Here is a 14,587-nt window from a genome sequence, read left to right on the forward strand (position 1 = left end):
CGTTGTTCGGCGGGTCGCACTTTTTTCGAGTGCTCCCGCAGCGGACAAGGAAGGCTCGGGCGTTTGCGGCCGCCAAAGCAAAAAACCCGCGAAGCGTTCGGCTAGCGCGGGTTTGCGATTTCGTCCTGTGACTTCTCAGAACTGACGACGAAAATGTTTGGTGCCCAGGGCCGGAATCGAACCGGCACGCCTTGCGGCGGGGGATTTTGAGTCCCCTGCGTCTACCAATTTCACCACCTGGGCAGGTCTTGCAGCGCACGCGTCAAAAGCTCTCGCGCGGCGAAGACGCAGATTATGGCCGAAAATCAGCCGACGGGCAAGCCGCTTGCAGTCGCCATCGGTACCTGTTCAAACGGTGCGCGAAAACCGTTCCAGCGTCTGCTGGCCGAGATAGCGGTCGAACACCATCGCGATGTTGCGCACGAGCATGCGCCCGGCCGTCTGCACTTCTAGCTTGCGATTGCTGAGCGACACAAGACCGTCTTGCTCGAAGCCGCGCAAGCGTTCCAGTTCGGGCTCGAACGTATCGGCGAAGTGGATGCCGTACATCGCCTCGAATTCGTCGAAGCGCAACTCGAGATTGCACATCAACTGCGTGATGACGTCGCGCCGCAGACGGTCGTCGGCACTCAGCCGCACGCCGCGCGTGATCGCGAGTTGGCCGGCGTCGATCGCGGCGGCATAGGCGGGCAGCTCTTTCGCGTTCTGCGCGTAGACGTCGCCCACCTTGCCGATGGACGAAGCGCCGAAGCCGATCAGATCGCATTCGGCCCGCGTGCTGTAGCCCTGGAAGTTGCGATGCAAGGTGCGCTGTGCCTGCGCGCGCGCGAGTTCGTCGGTGGGTAGCGCAAAGTGATCCATGCCGATATAGACGTAGCCCGCCGCGGTCAGACGCTCCACCACGCATTGCAGGATTGCAAGACGCATGGCAGGCGAGGGCAGCGTCGCCGCATCCATCCGGCGCTGCATCTTGAAGAGTTGCGGCATGTGCGCATAAGCGAACACCGACAGGCGATCGGGTGCGAGCTCGATCATCGTGTCGAGCGTGCGGCTAAAGCTCTCCACGGTCTGATGCGGCAGCCCGTAGATCAGGTCGACGCCGATCGAATGAAAGCCGGCGTGCCGCGCCGCCTGCATGACCGAGGCGGTCATGTCGAGCGGTTGAATCCGGTTGATGGCCTTCTGCACCAGCGGATCGAAGTCCTGCACGCCGAGGCTCAGGCGATTGAAGCCGAGCTTGCGCAGATGCGCAATGGTCTCGGGCGATGCTTCGCGTGGATCGACTTCGATCGAATATTCGGCCTCGTCGTCAGGCACGAAGGTGAAATGCTCGCGCGCAGTGCCGAGCAACTCGGCGAGTTCGTCGTTCGACATGAAGGTTGGCGTGCCGCCGCCCAGGTGTAATTGCGACACCGGCCGGCGCGTATCGAAACACGCGGCCTGCAAGGCAATTTCGCGTTTCAACCGTTCGAGGTACGGCCGGGCGTGCGCGCGGTTTTTTGTCGCGATCTTGTTGCAGCCGCAGTAAAAACAAACCGTGTCGCAAAACGGGATATGGAAGTACAGCGAAAGGTCCAGGGCCGAGGCGCCCGGATCGGCGGCAGCACGCAGATAGGCTCCGGGGTCGAAGTCGTCGCGGAACTGAAGGGCCGTTGGATAGGACGTATACCGTGGGCCGTTCGCGTTGTACTTGGCGAGCAGGTCGGGGCGGAACAGCGGATTGGCGGTGGTCATGAGAGGCTCGTCATGGATGGCCGCCGTGATGGAGGCGCCGGTCGTGCTGCTTGTGCAGTCCTGCTGCTCACCGCGTGGAAACGGCGTGAAAGCCGCGTGAAGACCGCGTGAAAACCGCATGCAGCGCGCCAGCGCTTCCTGAGCGTGGCCTTGAGTTGGATTCAGTGTACGGGAGCCGCCGTGCGCGCGATTGTGTAAAAAGGTCGCACGCGACACAGTGGCACAATGCGGGTCTGGCGCCGCGGCGCTCTGGTTCAATTCAGGAAGTGTGTTGTGAGTGATGCGTGCGATCGCGTGGCAAGACGCGAGTCTGTGTTCAATATGGCGGATCATGCGTGCCGGCCGGATTGCGGTGCGTGCTGTATCGCGCCGTCGATTTCGAGCCCGATTCCAGGAATGCCGGAAGGCAAGCCGGCGGGCGTGCGCTGCGTGCAGCTCGGCGACGACTTGCGTTGTGCGATCTTCGGCCAGCCGGAGCGGCCCGCCTGCTGCTCCGGCTTGCAGCCGCAGGTGGAGATGTGCGGCGCCAGTCGCGGCGAGGCGCTGCTGTGGCTCGCGCAACTCGAAGTGCAGACACAGCCGGGCGTCGCATGACGCGGGCGCTTTGACAGAGAGATAAGGCCGCAAGCGCGGTCGATTGGAGAAACCGTATGGCTCGATTGGTGGCGCCGGCTCGGCGCCGTTTTTTGCTCGCCGCGCTGGCAGGGGTGGGCGCGCTTGGTATGGCCTCGCTCAGCGCATGCGCGACGTCGACCTTTCCCTTCATTCCGTCGCACTACACGTTCTCGCAGCAGCAGGTGCAGGACGCCGTGCAGCGGAAATTTCCCTATCAGCGCACGGTCTCGCAAGTGTTCGACGTCGCGCTGAGCCATCCGGTGGTCGGCTTCCTGCCGGAGGCGAACCGCGTCTCCGTGAAGCTCGACGCGCACCTCGCGAGCCCCTTCATGCCGCAAGCGGTGGACGGCGTCTTCACGCTGTCGAGCGAACTCGCCTATGATGCGGCGAGCAAGTCCGTCGTGCTCAAATCACCGAACGTGGACAACGTGAGCGTGAGCGGCGGCGCACAGGCCTACACGCAGCAGATCAACGCGGCGGCCGCCGTGCTCGCCACGCAGTTGCTCAGCAATTATCCGATCTACACGTTCAAGCCCGAACAGTTGCAATTTGCCGGAGTCAACTACGAACCCGGTACAATCACCATCCTTACAAACGGTATACGCGTGCAAATCGTCGAGAAGTGACGCTGTGCGCGGCCGGCAGGGCCGCGCGTCGTCGCGCTGGCCGTGCCAGTTCCAACACAATCGAATCTATAGCGATGAGGGGCACGGATGGACTGGTTATTGGCTTGCAAGGCATTGATTCTCGGCATCGTCGAAGGCTTGACGGAATTCTTGCCGGTGTCGAGCACGGGGCATCTGATCGTTGCAGGCAGTCTGCTCAACTTCAACGACGCACACGCGAAAACCTTCGACGTGGTGATTCAGCTGGGCGCGATTCTCGCGGTGTGCTGGGAGTTTCGCCGCCGCATTGTCACGGTGGTCACCGGCTTGCCGAGCCGTCCCGAAGCGCGGCGCTTCACGCTGAATGTGATCATCGCCACCATCCCCGCGATCGTGCTGGGGCTGCTGCTCGAAAAGTCCATCAAGGCGGCGCTTTTTTCGCCGGTGCCGGTGGCGTTCGCGCTCGTGGTGGGCGGCGTGGTCATTCTGTGGGTCGAGGCGCGGCAGCGCGGGCAGGCAGGCGAGAGCAAGACGGCTCGCGTGCACGATGTCGACGACATGACCGCGATGGATGCGCTGAAGGTTGGCCTCGCCCAATGCTTTGCGCTGATTCCCGGCACGTCGCGTTCGGGCTCCACGATCATCGGCGGAATGCTGTTTGGCCTGGACCGGCGCGTGGCCACCGAATTCTCGTTTTTCCTCGCGATCCCCATCATGTTCGGCGCGACCGCGTACGAACTGTACAAAGACTGGCACACGCTGTCGGTCGACGCGCTCGGCCTTTTCGCAGTGGGCTTCGTGGCTGCGTTCATTAGCGCGTTTCTGTGCGTGCGGTGGCTGCTTCGCTATGTAGCCGGGCACGATTTCACGGCGTTCGCGTGGTATCGCATCGGCTTCGGCTTGCTGATTCTTCTGGTGGGTTATAGCGGCGCGCTTAGCTGGGCCGATTGAGTCCGCTGCGCTGCTTCTCGGCGCAATGAAAAAGGTCCGCCCGCCGCTTACCCGGCGACATAGGCGGACCTTTCTGTTTGAGCGCGTGTCCTCTTGCGGACAATGTTCCGGCGTAACAGTTGTTCTGGTTGTTCCGATCGCTCCGGCTGTTCCGCTTACCCGGGCTCGCCTTCGCGCTTGCGAAACACCAGATCCCAAACGCCGTGGCCGAGCCGCAGGCCGCGTCGCTCGAATTTCGTCACCGGTCGGTAGTCCGGGCGAGGCGCATAGCCGTCGACCGTGTTTTGCAACGATGGCTCGGCGCCCAGCACTTCGAGCATCTGTTCCGCGTAGTTTTGCCAGTCGGTCGCGCAATGCAGATAGGCGCCCGGCTTCAGGCGCGAGGCAAGCAACGCGACGAACTTCGGCTGAATCAGGCGGCGCTTGTGATGCCGTGCCTTGTGCCACGGATCGGGAAAGAAAATGTGCACGCCGTCGAGACTGTCGGGGGCGATCATCTGCTCCAGCACCTCGACTGCATCATGCTGGATGATGCGGATGTTGGTGAGCGCCTGTTCGCCCATCAGCTTCAGCAGTGCGCCGACGCCCGGTTCGTGCACTTCGACGCCGAGAAAGTCGTCGCCGGGACGATGCGCGGCGATCTCGGCGGTGCTTGCGCCCATGCCGAAACCGATCTCCAGCACGCGCGGCGCTTCGCGGCCGAAGACGCTGTTCCAGTCAGGCTGCTGCGGCGCGAACGGCACGACAAAGCGCGGGCCGAGTTCGTCCATTGCGCGGCGCTGGCCGGTCGACACACGGCCAGCGCGCGTGACGAAACTGCGGATGCGGCGCCGGTGCAAGGCCTCGTCCGGATGCGCGGCGGCTTGCGCTGGGTGGGCGCCGGTTTCGCTGGAGGGGGGCGGAAGGTCGTCGGGCAAGCCGGCGTCGTTTGGGTCGTGGATCATGGTCGATGCTGCTACAAGGGTGAAGGCTTTGCGTTGGCGCGGCGCGCTCAGGTGCATCATCAGGTGCGACGTCGGGTACATCGGGCGCCTCGTCATCAGGACGCGGCGCCGGCTGCGCTCATGCCGCCGCGCGTGATAGCGGCAGGCAGTTTGCGCCGATTGCCGCGCAAGGCAGCGCCGCTATAAAAAAGCCGCCTTCGTGGAGGCGGCTCGTGCTTGATGTCTGCCGACGGTGCAGCAGTAAGGTGGAGCGGGCGTTGCAAGTGCGCGTAAGGTAGCACAACGCAAAAGGGTGCGTCCAGACGGCGCGCACCTCGCGGCGGCATTCGCGAACGCGCTCACATTACGTTTCAATAACGGGTGGCGCCGTTTATATGATTTAATCGTCCTCCAAGCCAATTCTTCCTAACGATTAATTCAAGCGAATATCCGTTATGAGTCAGTATGCACACCGTCACCGCGAGGCAAAAGCGGCAAAAACCGCCTGGACAGCAATTGAGCCAACCCGCGTTCCGGCTTCATCGTCGCATGCACTTCGTCAAGCCATGCTCATTGAGCGTGTGCCGCTCGCGCAATTCAACGACCTGCTGTGGCTGATGGCGCAGGAGTCGGGCGGCACGGTGAATCTGCGCAATCCGCGCTCGGGCGCGCGGGGGCTTTTTCAATTGCTGCCGTCGCAATATGAATTGAATCCGGACGGCATCGGCTCATTCGGCAATGCGGTGGATGAATGCCGCGGCGGTATTCGATATATCCTCGGCCGCTATCACAATGCGGCGTCCGCGCGCCTCGCGTGGCAGGCTAACCAGTGGATCTGAGCTTGCAGGAAGGAATGCGCTTAGGGAGGTAGTGGAGCGGGCGATGGGAATCGAACCCACGGCTCTAGCTTGGGAAGCTAGGGTATTACCATTATACGACGCCCGCAGAGCGCGCTATTTTACTCGCGAAAGGGCGGCGAGCGCAAATTGCGCCGCCGCCCTTTCTGCTTCTAGCCGAGCCGGAGCCGTCTCAGATCACGAAGTAGGTAAGCTGCACGGCGGCGCGCGTCACCACCATCAGCAGAACCTGCACGATCACAAATAGAAGAATAGGCGAAAGGTCAATGCCGCCCAGTTGCGGCACGACGCGTCGCAGCGGGTTCAGAAACGGCGCGGTCAGCTGATACAGAATCGGCATGGCCGGCGACCGCGGATTGAGCCACGACAGCAGCGCCATCAGAATCGTCATCCAGATGATCAGGTTCAGCGCCCACTTGATCACCGTCAGCACCGCGACGATCAGCAAGGTCGGAACCAGCGTGAGCGGATCGGCGCCCGTCAGCACCACCATCAGTACCACGTAGACGATGGCCGCGATCAGCGCCGCCGCGAGGCTTGCCCAGTCGACGTTGCGGGTGCTCGGCAAAATGCGCCGCAGCGGCAGGACGATCCAGTTGGTGGCTTGCAGCACGGCGTTCGTGACCGGGTTGTACGGCGGCATGCGCACGACCTGAAGCCACGCGCGCAACAGCAGTGCCGCGCCGAACAACGTGAAAACGGTATTGAGCAGAAAACGGGCGATATCGCCAAACATCTCGTGTCCTTATGCTTCTGATGGCGGCCGTTACCGGCCTGGCGCCAGCGCTTTTCGTAGGGCGCGCGGCGGTTTTTCGTGTCGCATGCGCCGCCGATGCGGCCGCATGCATTGCAACGTTGCTTGAGGGCAGTCGGGCGGTCAGCGTTGGCTACAAGGTCGGCGCAAACATCGGGCGCCCACAGGCCCCGCGATTCGCCTCGAACGCGAGCCATTACACCGATACCTTGATCTCGCTGATGAGAATGGCGCCGTTGCCGCCGTCCGTGTAATTCGGAATGTCCGCGAGCAGTCGCTCCGATGCGGGCTTGAAGACCTTATAAAAATCGTCCGTGCTATCGAACAGGAAGTGACCTGCTGCCACGTAGGGCGGCGGCGTGCCCGGCGGCCCCGCATTGATGCCGACATCGACTGACCAGCCCTTTAGCGACGGCCCGAACAGCTCCGCCGCGAGCGGCATGTGCGTGGCGCAGTAATACTCCACGTCGAAGTGGCCGTTTTCCCGGTACGGATAGAGGATGCTGACCTTGATCATTGTGCGTTCTCGTCTGTTGGTCCCGAAGCGAGGCGCCGGCAGATTGCGCGCCGCGCCGGACGTCACATTATCACGGCTTACTTACCGCTTGCACCTGCTGCCGCCTGATCGAGTGAGCGGGCCAACGATTCTTCCACGGCCTCGGCGATGGCGTCGATCGCGGCCGGCGGGTTGGCGCGGCGCTGCGCCAACCCGACCGCGCGGCGCGACAGCAGGCCGTACAGCGCGGCATGGTCGCCGCCCAGGCTCTCGAACAGCGCCAGCTGCTTCTGCACGACGCCGGTATCGCCACGCGACACGGGGCCGGCAAGCGCGTTGGCAAGGCCCTTGTCGCGCGCGGTTTCAATCGTGCCGGCGAGCATCGGCAAAAGCGCGCGCAGCGCTTCGTCCTCGGCGAAACCGAGCGTGCGCCAGAGCGCAACGCATTCGGCGAGGCTGCATAGCGCGAAACTCGCCGCATAGTGCGCAGCGCCGTGGTACAGCATGCGGCCGCCCGGCGGAATCGACAGCGGATGGCAGCGCAACGCGACGGCCAATGCGGTCAGTGTGTCCTTTAGCGCACCGTCGGCCTCGATGGTCACGGAACAGCCGGCAATCCGTTCGAGGTCGTTGCGCTCGCCGCCGAAAAGAAAAAGCGGATGAAAGCCGCCGATCGCCGCGCCCTGGTCGCGCGCGGGCGCGAGCAGTTCAACCGGCGACGCGCCGCTGCAATGCACGAGCGCCTTGCCGTGGGCTTCGTCCGCGCTAAAGCGCAGTGTGTGCGCTGACGTACCGATGGCGTCGTCGGGAACCGCTAAAAAGACGAGGTCGGCACGGTCGACCACCAACTGCGGATCGTCGAGCGCCGCGCAGCCGGGAATCTGGCCGGCGAGCCGACTGGCCGAAGCTGACGTGCGGCTTGCCACCGCCGTGACGGGATAGCCGGCCGCGGCAAAGCCGAGCGCGAGACAACGCGCGAGCCGGCCCGCGCCGATGAAGCCGAGACGGGGTAGAGGGGGCAGGGACATATCGACGGAACTCCGCACGGGCGTGGAGAGGAAAACAGCAGTATCGCGCATTGGCCGGCGCGTGGCGCGATTGCGGCGGCGGTCGTCAGATGAGTTTGCCGACGATATGACACAGGCCGCTCGTCATGGCCGGGCGCCGGCCCCGCGGGCTTGAAAACTGCTCACAATTTCCACATGGCCGAAATGGCAGAAACGGCCGTGGCTGTTTCATGGGTACCTGCTTCGCAAACTCGCAATGAACTCGGGGAGGTCACGATGAGCATTTTTTCTTACCGTAAGCACCTGCGCTTTCTGACGCACGCGCAGCGGCGTCGCTGGTGGGATCAGAAAAAGCGTCTGAGCCCGCGCGTGCGGATAAGTGCGGCGTATGTACCGCCGAATGTGTCGCGCGAATTTGCGTATGTGAAAGTGGGCTAAGCCCGAGGCTGCGCAAGCGCGCGAGCCTGAGCAGGAGAGACGAAGCCCGGCCTTTGTGCCGGGCTTTTTGTTGGGTCGTTGCTTTACGGCGCCGTCTTTGTGCCGGGCCGAAGCTAATTTGTAATTAAAGATTACCGATACTGCTGCCGTTGAACCCGCATAAGCCGGTCATTAGCGCTTCCCCCGTTGCAGAGCCGGGCAATCGCCCGAATCCACGCGAACTTCCAGCCTTCGCTCCAGCGACGCCAGCAGGGCGCCCGCGCGGGTTCGTTTTCGTCAATTGCAATTTGCTACAAATGCGGACACCGTTGCGCGGGCTTTTTGGATAAATTGATTTTGTAGCATGCAAGGCATGCCAAGACGGCGACCCTGAGTGGGCCGCGCCAGGAGAACAAAGTGAAAAAGATCGTTCCGTTTATGGTTGCTGCGGCACTAGGCGTGGGGCTCGCCTCTGTGGCCGAGGCCCACGTTTCTGTCGGTATCGGTATCGGGGTGCCGGTCGCGCCGGCTTACCCCGTGTATGCCGCGCCGCCGCCGGTGTACTACCCGCCGCCGCCGCCCGTCGTCTATGCTCCGCCGCCTGTGGTCTATGCGCCGGCGCCGGTCGTGGTGGGCGGTTACTACGGTTATGGCCGCCCTTATTATCGCCACGGCTACTATCGGGGCTACGGCCACGGTTACTATCGGCGCTAAGCGGCCCGGCCTCCGGCCGTGAAAGACCATCGATGAACGGCGTAACGCCGGCTTGACCGCCGCGTTACGCCGTTCTGCTTCCGGCTGCATTGCCTGAGTGTTTGACGACGTTCCAAAGCGGCCGCGAAGCTGGGAGAATGCCTGCTTCGCCACCGCTCTGGAACTCTCCGCCCATGCAGCCGATGCAACCCCCGCCATCACTCCCCGCTCCCACCTTCGACGACGTACTCGACGCAGCGGCGCGCCTCGAAGGCGTCGCTCACCGCACGCCGGTGCTGACCTCCCATACGTTCAACGAGCGCACCGGTGCGTCGGTGTATTTCAAGTGCGAAAACTTTCAGCGCATGGGCGCCTTCAAGTTTCGCGGTGCGTACAACGCGATCTCGCATTTCGACGCCGCGCAGCGCGAGGCGGGCGTGCTGACCTACTCGTCGGGCAACCATGCGCAGGCCATTGCGCTCTCAGCGCGTCTTGCCGGAATTCGCGCGACGATCATCATGCCGCACGATGCGCCCGCTGCGAAAGTCGCCGCGACCAAGGGCTATGGCGGTGAAGTGATCACCTACGACCGCTATAAGGAAAGCCGCGAGGAGATCGGCCGGCGGCTTGCCAAGGAGCGTGGCATGACGCTGATTCCACCCTACGATCATCCGCACGTGATCGCGGGGCAGGGCACTGCGGTAAAGGAGTTGATCGAGGAAACCGGGCCGCTCGACATGTTGTTCGTGTGCCTGGGCGGCGGCGGGTTGATTGGCGGCAGCGCGTTGTCGGCTGCGGCACTGAGTCCTGAGTGCACGGTGATCGGCATCGAGCCGCAAGCGGGCAACGACGGCCAGCAATCGCTCGCGCGCGGCGAGGTGGTGCATATAGAAACGCCGCGCACCATTGCCGACGGTGCGGCCTCCACGCATCTGGGCGACTACACGTTCGCGATCATTCGCAAGCTGGTCGCGCGGATCGAAACGGTTACCGACGAGCAACTGATCGAGACGATGCGCTTTTTCGCTCAACGCATGAAGATCGTGGTGGAGCCGACCGGCTGCCTTGCGGCTGCAGCCGTGCTGAACGGCGTGGTGCCCGTGCAGGGCAAGCGCGTGGGCGTGATTGTGAGCGGCGGCAACGTCGATCTCGACAAGCTCGCGCAGTATCTCGCCTGATGGCCGGCGGCGCGATGCCGCCGTAACGCTGTGAAAATGGCTTGCCGGTGGAAATGGCGGGCTTCTTTCTCTATCAGCTTGCCATTTGAGTTGCCGGCGCGTGCTGCGCCGTTTGCAGTATCAGATCGCGGTAGCCGTTCACGATCACGCTATATGAGAAGTACGCGAACAGCAGCGCAGACATTACGTGGCAAGCGCGCAGCAGACCTGTGCCGGCACGTTTGCGGCCGTGGCTGCCGAGCCCGCAGATAAACACTGTCCAGCACAAGCCGCCGAGAAAGAACCCGCCGAGAAATACCGGCGCAGTAGCAGCACTCGTTGCACCGGCCTTGGCAATCAACGCGCCGCCCACCGCCGCAAACCACAAGATCGCCGTGGGCGACGACACCGCCAGCAACAGGCCGCGCAGAAAGCCGCGCCACGCCGCGAGATGCGGTGTACTGAGGTCAGCTTCGCCCGCGACCGGCGGCGCCGAGGCTGGAAACATGGCCTCGCGTGCCATCTTCCAGGTCAGAAAAAGCAGGATGCCCGCGCCGCCGATCCACACGACCCAGCGCACCGACTCGAACTGCAGCAGCGCGGCCATGCCGGCAAGCGCCAGCGCCGCATAAATCAGATCGCCGACACACGAACCGAGCCCTAGCCAGAAACCCGGTTTGAATCCATGCGACAAGGCGAGCGAGATCATCGCCACGTTCACGAGGCCGATGTCCAGACAAAGCGATAAGGACAGAAAAAAACCGTCGGACATCAACGAAAAGGCATGCATCCGCGCTACTGCTCCATCAATCTTGTTATTCAGTTGCGACGCGTCTGCGCTCAGAGGCCCAGCTCGTTCCACAGGCTGTCGATTCGCCGCTTGACCGAAGCGTCCATCTCGATAGGGCGGCCCCATTCGCGATCTGTTTCGCCCGGCCATTTATTGGTCGCGTCCAGCCCCATTTTCGAGCCCAGTCCCGCGACCGGCGACGCGAAGTCCAGGTAGTCGATCGGCGTGCGATCGACGAGCACCGTGTCGCGCGTCGGGTCGACGCGGGTAGTGATCGCCCAGATCACTTCTTTCCAGTCGCGAATGTTCACGTCTTCGTCCACGACCACGATGAACTTCGTGTACATGAACTGCCGCAGGAAGCTCCAGACGCCGAACATCACGCGCTTGGCGTGGCCCGGATAGCTTTTCTTCATCTGCACGATGGCCATGCGGTAGCTGCAGCCTTCGGGCGGCAGATAGAAGTCGGTGATTTCGGAGAACTGCTTTTGCAGCAGCGGCACGAACACCTCATTGAGCGCGACGCCGAGCACCGCGGGCTCGTCGGGCGGCTTGCCGGTGTACGTGGAGTGGTAGATCGCGTCGCGGCGCATCGTGATGCGCTCGACGGTGAAGACCGGAAACCACTCCTGTTCGTTGTAGTAGCCGGTGTGGTCGCCGTAGGGGCCTTCCAGCGCATGCTCATAGGCCGCCGACGCGCCTTTTGCCGGCCGCGGCGGAGCGCCCGCGGGGGCGGCCGCAGCCTCGCCTTGCTGTGGGTAGATGAAGCCTTCGAGCACGATTTCCGCGCGCGCGGGCACCTGCAAGCCGTCCACGCCGGGCGTAAGGCAGCGGGCGAGCTCCGTTCGTCCGCCGCGTAACAGCCCGGCGAACTGGTATTCGGAAAGCGTGTCGGGCACCGGCGTGACCGCCCCGAGGATGGTGGCCGGATCCGCGCCGAGCACGACGGCCACCGGATACGGCTTGCCAGGGTTCTTCAGCGCGAACTCGCGGAAATCGAGCGCGCCGCCGCGGTGTGCGAGCCAACGCATGATCAGCTTGTTGCGCCCGATCAGTTGCTGGCGATAGATGCCGAGGTTTTGTCGGCTCTTGTTTGGCCCCCTCGTGACGGTCAGGCCCCACGTGATCAGCGGGCCGGCGTCGCCAGGCCAGCAGGTCTGGATCGGCAGCTCCTGGAGGTCGACGTCATTGCCTTCCCAGACGATTTCCTGGCAGGGCGGCGCGCTCACGGTTTTCGGCGCCATGTCCCACACCGCCTTGGCGAGTGAGAACAGCTTGCCCGCGTCCTTGAGCCCCTTGGGAGGCTCCGGCTCCTTCAGCGCCGACAACAGCCGGCCGACGTCGCGCAACGACTCCAGGGCCGCGCCGTCGCCTTCGCCTGCCTGCGCGTCGATACCCATGCCGAGCGCAACGCGCCGCGGTGTGCCGAACAGGTTGCCGAGCACAGGGAACGCATGCCGCTGCTGATTCTCAAACAGCAGGGCTGGCCCGCCGGCGCGCAGCACGCGGTCGCACAGCTCGGTCATTTCCAGGACGGGCGAGACCTCTTGCGGGATACGGCGCAGTTCTCCGATCGTCTCAAGACGGCCGATGAAGTCGCGCAAGTCTTTGTATTTCATCTGTTGCGGTTCAGTGCCGCGAGCGGCGAAGAGTGAAGGGCGCCACGCTATTGCAGGCGTCAAACGATTGTCGATTTTACCTGCGTTGGCCAGCGCACGTAGATCGGCCAAATGGCGTAGGGCAGGGCAAGCAGCAAAATCGCCCGAAAAGCGCTTGGCGCGGTCGTTCAGGGCCGCCGAAAGCCTCTCGTTATTACAATTAGTTATACATTTGACCAGTTTTAGTGTTGACGATCTATAAAACCGTGCCCTAGAATCCGTCCACGTTGGTTGCAGGGCGTGAACCTTTTACCACTGCCCCCGGTCCCATTAGACGCAACGCGTCACCGCTTACCGAAGCCCTGCACGGTATTCGTCGGTCTTATTGCTGTCCTCGCCAGCGCCATCTGACGCTGGTTTTTCGCGTGGGAGCCACCGCCCGCATGCTCTGAGCGTGCCGCGGACCGCTTCAGGATGGCTCCCCACAAACGGTATTTGCCGTTTTCCCGACGTCGCTGCTGCCCTAACCAGACAGAGCGCGCGATGTCTTGACTCTGCGAATGTGTGCTACCGCCTGTTTGTTCAGCGGAATTTGCGGATCATGCAACATGGGAGATCTGAATGAACGCCTGGTTATCGTGGCGTCCCGATGAGCGTATCGCGCAGGTTGTGCGCGGTGCAGTGCGTCGTGGGACGCAATTGAGTCATCATCTGTTCAGCATTGTCGGCGGCGTTGCCGTCGTGCTGGCAATCGCGCTGTGGCTGATGCCGGCGTGGCGCGGCACCCTCGCGGCCAAGCTCATGCCGGTGCTTTCGGCGGCGGTCCAGGCCGGCCCCGCTCGTCTGTTGCAGGGCAACCCGCTGCCGGCTTTCGGGCCTCCGGGACGTGCTTCTTCGGACGAAACGCTGTCTGCCAACGCGCCTGCCGCAGATGCGGCAAACGGCGCGACGAGCGCCGGCGTGAGCATCAGCAACACCAGCTATGACGGAGCATTCGACGGCAGCGGCTCGGCCGGCATGGGCATCGCCGCGCTCAACGGGCTCGACCCGCGCACCATGCAAAGCGTCTCCGCGTTGGCCCGGCTCATTCCGGCACAACGCGTTTCCGCCGACGCACGCGACGACCGCGTGCTCGTCTCGTCGCGTGAGCAGGCGCTCGTTGCGTCGTACCTGGCCCGGCGCTACCGCGTTGCCCAGGAGCCCGTCGGCGAGCTCGTGAAGGCTGCGTTCGACACCGGTCGCGAAGTCGGTCTCGACCCGCTGCTGCTGCTCTCCGTCATGGCGATCGAATCAGGCTTCAACCCGTATGCCGAGAGCGGCGTGGGCGCCCAGGGCCTGATGCAGGTGATGTCCAAGGTTCATTCGGACAAATTCCAGTATTTCGGCGGCGAGAGCGCCGCGCTCCAACCGCTCGCGAACATCAAGGTGGGCGCGCTGGTGCTGAAGGACTGCATTGCCCGCGGCGGTTCGCTGCCGGGTGGTTTGCGCCTGTATGTCGGTTCCACGTCGCAGGACGATGGCGGCTACGGCGCCAAGGTGATGGCCGAGCGCGCGCGTCTGCGCGACGTCGCGCGCGGCCGCAAGGTGCCGATCAACGCTCCGCAGGCTCCGGTCATTACGGCATCGAACAACGCGCCGTCCCAGGCTGCCGCGCCGCCGGCTGCTGCGAACAGCAGCAACGCCAGGCGCGTGCAGGTCACGCTCGAAGGCAGTCATCCGTTGAGCGCTGCTGCGCCGCCCGCGAAGACGTCTGCGTCGGAGCAGGACGATGCCAGCGCGAGCGCCCCCAAACACGTGGCCTCGGCTGCCGAGCTGGGCGCCTGAGCGGCTGGATCGGCAAAGTGTTGATGGCTTGACGCAAAACGCCGAAGCAAAAAAGGACACTCGCGAGTGTCCTTTTTTTCGTCTGCGACTGGTTTTGCGGGTCGCGCTCTAGCCTAACGGCGGTTCGTTGCTCCCTAGGCTGCGCACCTGCGCAGCCCCGACAGGA

Annotated in this window: 15 protein-coding genes and 2 tRNA genes; 8 read left to right on the plus strand and 9 right to left on the minus strand. The window is 63.6% G+C overall.

Annotated features, from left to right (window positions below; translation table 11 throughout):
• Positions 1-158: 158 nt before the first annotated feature.
• Positions 159-243 (minus strand) — tRNA-Leu (locus F757_RS0116330).
• Between the two features lie 105 nt (positions 244-348).
• Complete coding sequence (gene hemN, locus F757_RS0116335; protein ID WP_027212331.1) at positions 349-1,734, minus strand: oxygen-independent coproporphyrinogen III oxidase; 1,386 nt, start codon at positions 1,732-1,734, stop codon at positions 349-351.
• A gap of 321 nt (positions 1,735-2,055) precedes the next feature.
• Between hemN and F757_RS0116340 the strand changes: the two genes are divergently transcribed.
• From F757_RS0116340 to F757_RS0116350, 3 genes are all read left to right on the plus strand, one after another.
• Positions 2,056-2,328 carry a YkgJ family cysteine cluster protein gene (locus tag F757_RS0116340; RefSeq protein ID WP_051376798.1) on the plus strand — a complete coding sequence of 91 codons (273 nt, stop codon included), beginning with the start codon at positions 2,056-2,058 and terminating at the stop codon, positions 2,326-2,328.
• A 56-nt stretch (positions 2,329-2,384) separates the two neighbouring features.
• The gene (locus tag F757_RS0116345; RefSeq protein WP_027212333.1) at positions 2,385-2,975 is read left to right on the plus strand and encodes a DUF1439 domain-containing protein; all 591 of its coding nucleotides are present in this window, start codon (positions 2,385-2,387) and stop codon (positions 2,973-2,975) included.
• Positions 2,976-3,062: 87 nt separating this feature from the next.
• Positions 3,063-3,905, plus strand: coding sequence for an undecaprenyl-diphosphate phosphatase (locus tag F757_RS0116350; protein ID WP_027212334.1), 843 nt, complete (start codon positions 3,063-3,065; stop codon positions 3,903-3,905).
• Positions 3,906-4,060: 155 nt separating this feature from the next.
• On the opposite strand, the gene trmB is transcribed toward F757_RS0116350, so the two are convergent.
• Positions 4,061-4,849 (minus strand): tRNA (guanosine(46)-N7)-methyltransferase TrmB, encoded by a 789-nt coding sequence (gene trmB / locus F757_RS0116355; RefSeq protein WP_027212335.1) that lies wholly within the window; start codon positions 4,847-4,849, stop codon positions 4,061-4,063.
• A gap of 545 nt (positions 4,850-5,394) precedes the next feature.
• Here trmB and F757_RS0116360 point away from each other — a divergent pair.
• Positions 5,395-5,667: a hypothetical protein gene (locus F757_RS0116360; protein ID WP_232221420.1), complete on the plus strand. Its 273-nt coding sequence runs from the start codon at positions 5,395-5,397 to the stop codon at positions 5,665-5,667.
• A gap of 32 nt (positions 5,668-5,699) precedes the next feature.
• On the opposite strand, the gene F757_RS0116365 is transcribed toward F757_RS0116360, so the two are convergent.
• From F757_RS0116365 to F757_RS0116380, 4 genes are all read right to left on the minus strand, one after another.
• Positions 5,700-5,773: transfer RNA gene (locus F757_RS0116365), tRNA-Gly, on the minus strand.
• A gap of 84 nt (positions 5,774-5,857) precedes the next feature.
• The gene (locus F757_RS0116370) at positions 5,858-6,421 is read right to left on the minus strand and encodes a YggT family protein (RefSeq protein ID WP_013340240.1); all 564 of its coding nucleotides are present in this window, start codon (positions 6,419-6,421) and stop codon (positions 5,858-5,860) included.
• Positions 6,422-6,635: 214 nt separating this feature from the next.
• Complete coding sequence (locus tag F757_RS0116375; protein WP_027212337.1) at positions 6,636-6,956, minus strand: EthD family reductase; 321 nt, start codon at positions 6,954-6,956, stop codon at positions 6,636-6,638.
• Positions 6,957-7,033: 77 nt separating this feature from the next.
• The gene (locus tag F757_RS0116380) at positions 7,034-7,963 is read right to left on the minus strand and encodes a Rossmann-like and DUF2520 domain-containing protein (protein WP_027212338.1); all 930 of its coding nucleotides are present in this window, start codon (positions 7,961-7,963) and stop codon (positions 7,034-7,036) included.
• Positions 7,964-8,218: 255 nt separating this feature from the next.
• On the opposite strand from F757_RS0116380, the gene F757_RS36230 reads away from it, so the two are divergent.
• The 3 genes from F757_RS36230 to F757_RS0116395 all read left to right on the plus strand — a co-directional run bounded on the left by F757_RS36230 (position 8,219) and on the right by F757_RS0116395 (position 10,230).
• On the plus strand, positions 8,219-8,380 hold the full coding sequence (locus F757_RS36230) for a hypothetical protein (protein WP_013340237.1): 162 nt from the start codon (positions 8,219-8,221) through the stop codon (positions 8,378-8,380).
• Positions 8,381-8,776: 396 nt separating this feature from the next.
• Entirely contained in the window at positions 8,777-9,073 is a 297-nt protein-coding gene (locus tag F757_RS0116390; protein ID WP_027212339.1) for a hypothetical protein, read from the plus strand.
• A 173-nt stretch (positions 9,074-9,246) separates the two neighbouring features.
• Positions 9,247-10,230: a threo-3-hydroxy-L-aspartate ammonia-lyase gene (locus tag F757_RS0116395; protein WP_027212340.1), complete on the plus strand. Its 984-nt coding sequence runs from the start codon at positions 9,247-9,249 to the stop codon at positions 10,228-10,230.
• A 73-nt stretch (positions 10,231-10,303) separates the two neighbouring features.
• Here the strand turns inward: F757_RS0116395 and F757_RS0116400 are convergent, their stop codons facing one another.
• Together F757_RS0116400 and F757_RS0116405 are read right to left on the minus strand one after the other, a co-directional pair.
• Positions 10,304-10,999: a LysE family translocator gene (locus F757_RS0116400; RefSeq protein WP_027212341.1), complete on the minus strand. Its 696-nt coding sequence runs from the start codon at positions 10,997-10,999 to the stop codon at positions 10,304-10,306.
• A gap of 50 nt (positions 11,000-11,049) precedes the next feature.
• On the minus strand, positions 11,050-12,618 hold the full coding sequence (locus tag F757_RS0116405; protein WP_027212342.1) for a UbiD family decarboxylase: 1,569 nt from the start codon (positions 12,616-12,618) through the stop codon (positions 11,050-11,052).
• 600 nt (positions 12,619-13,218) lie between these two features.
• Here F757_RS0116405 and F757_RS0116410 point away from each other — a divergent pair.
• Positions 13,219-14,421 (plus strand): lytic transglycosylase domain-containing protein, encoded by a 1,203-nt coding sequence (locus tag F757_RS0116410; protein ID WP_027212343.1) that lies wholly within the window; start codon positions 13,219-13,221, stop codon positions 14,419-14,421.
• The last annotated feature ends 166 nt before the right edge of the window (positions 14,422-14,587 follow it).

Source organism: Burkholderia sp. WSM2232, assembly GCF_000472545.1.
Classification (GTDB): Bacteria; Pseudomonadota; Gammaproteobacteria; order Burkholderiales; family Burkholderiaceae; genus Paraburkholderia.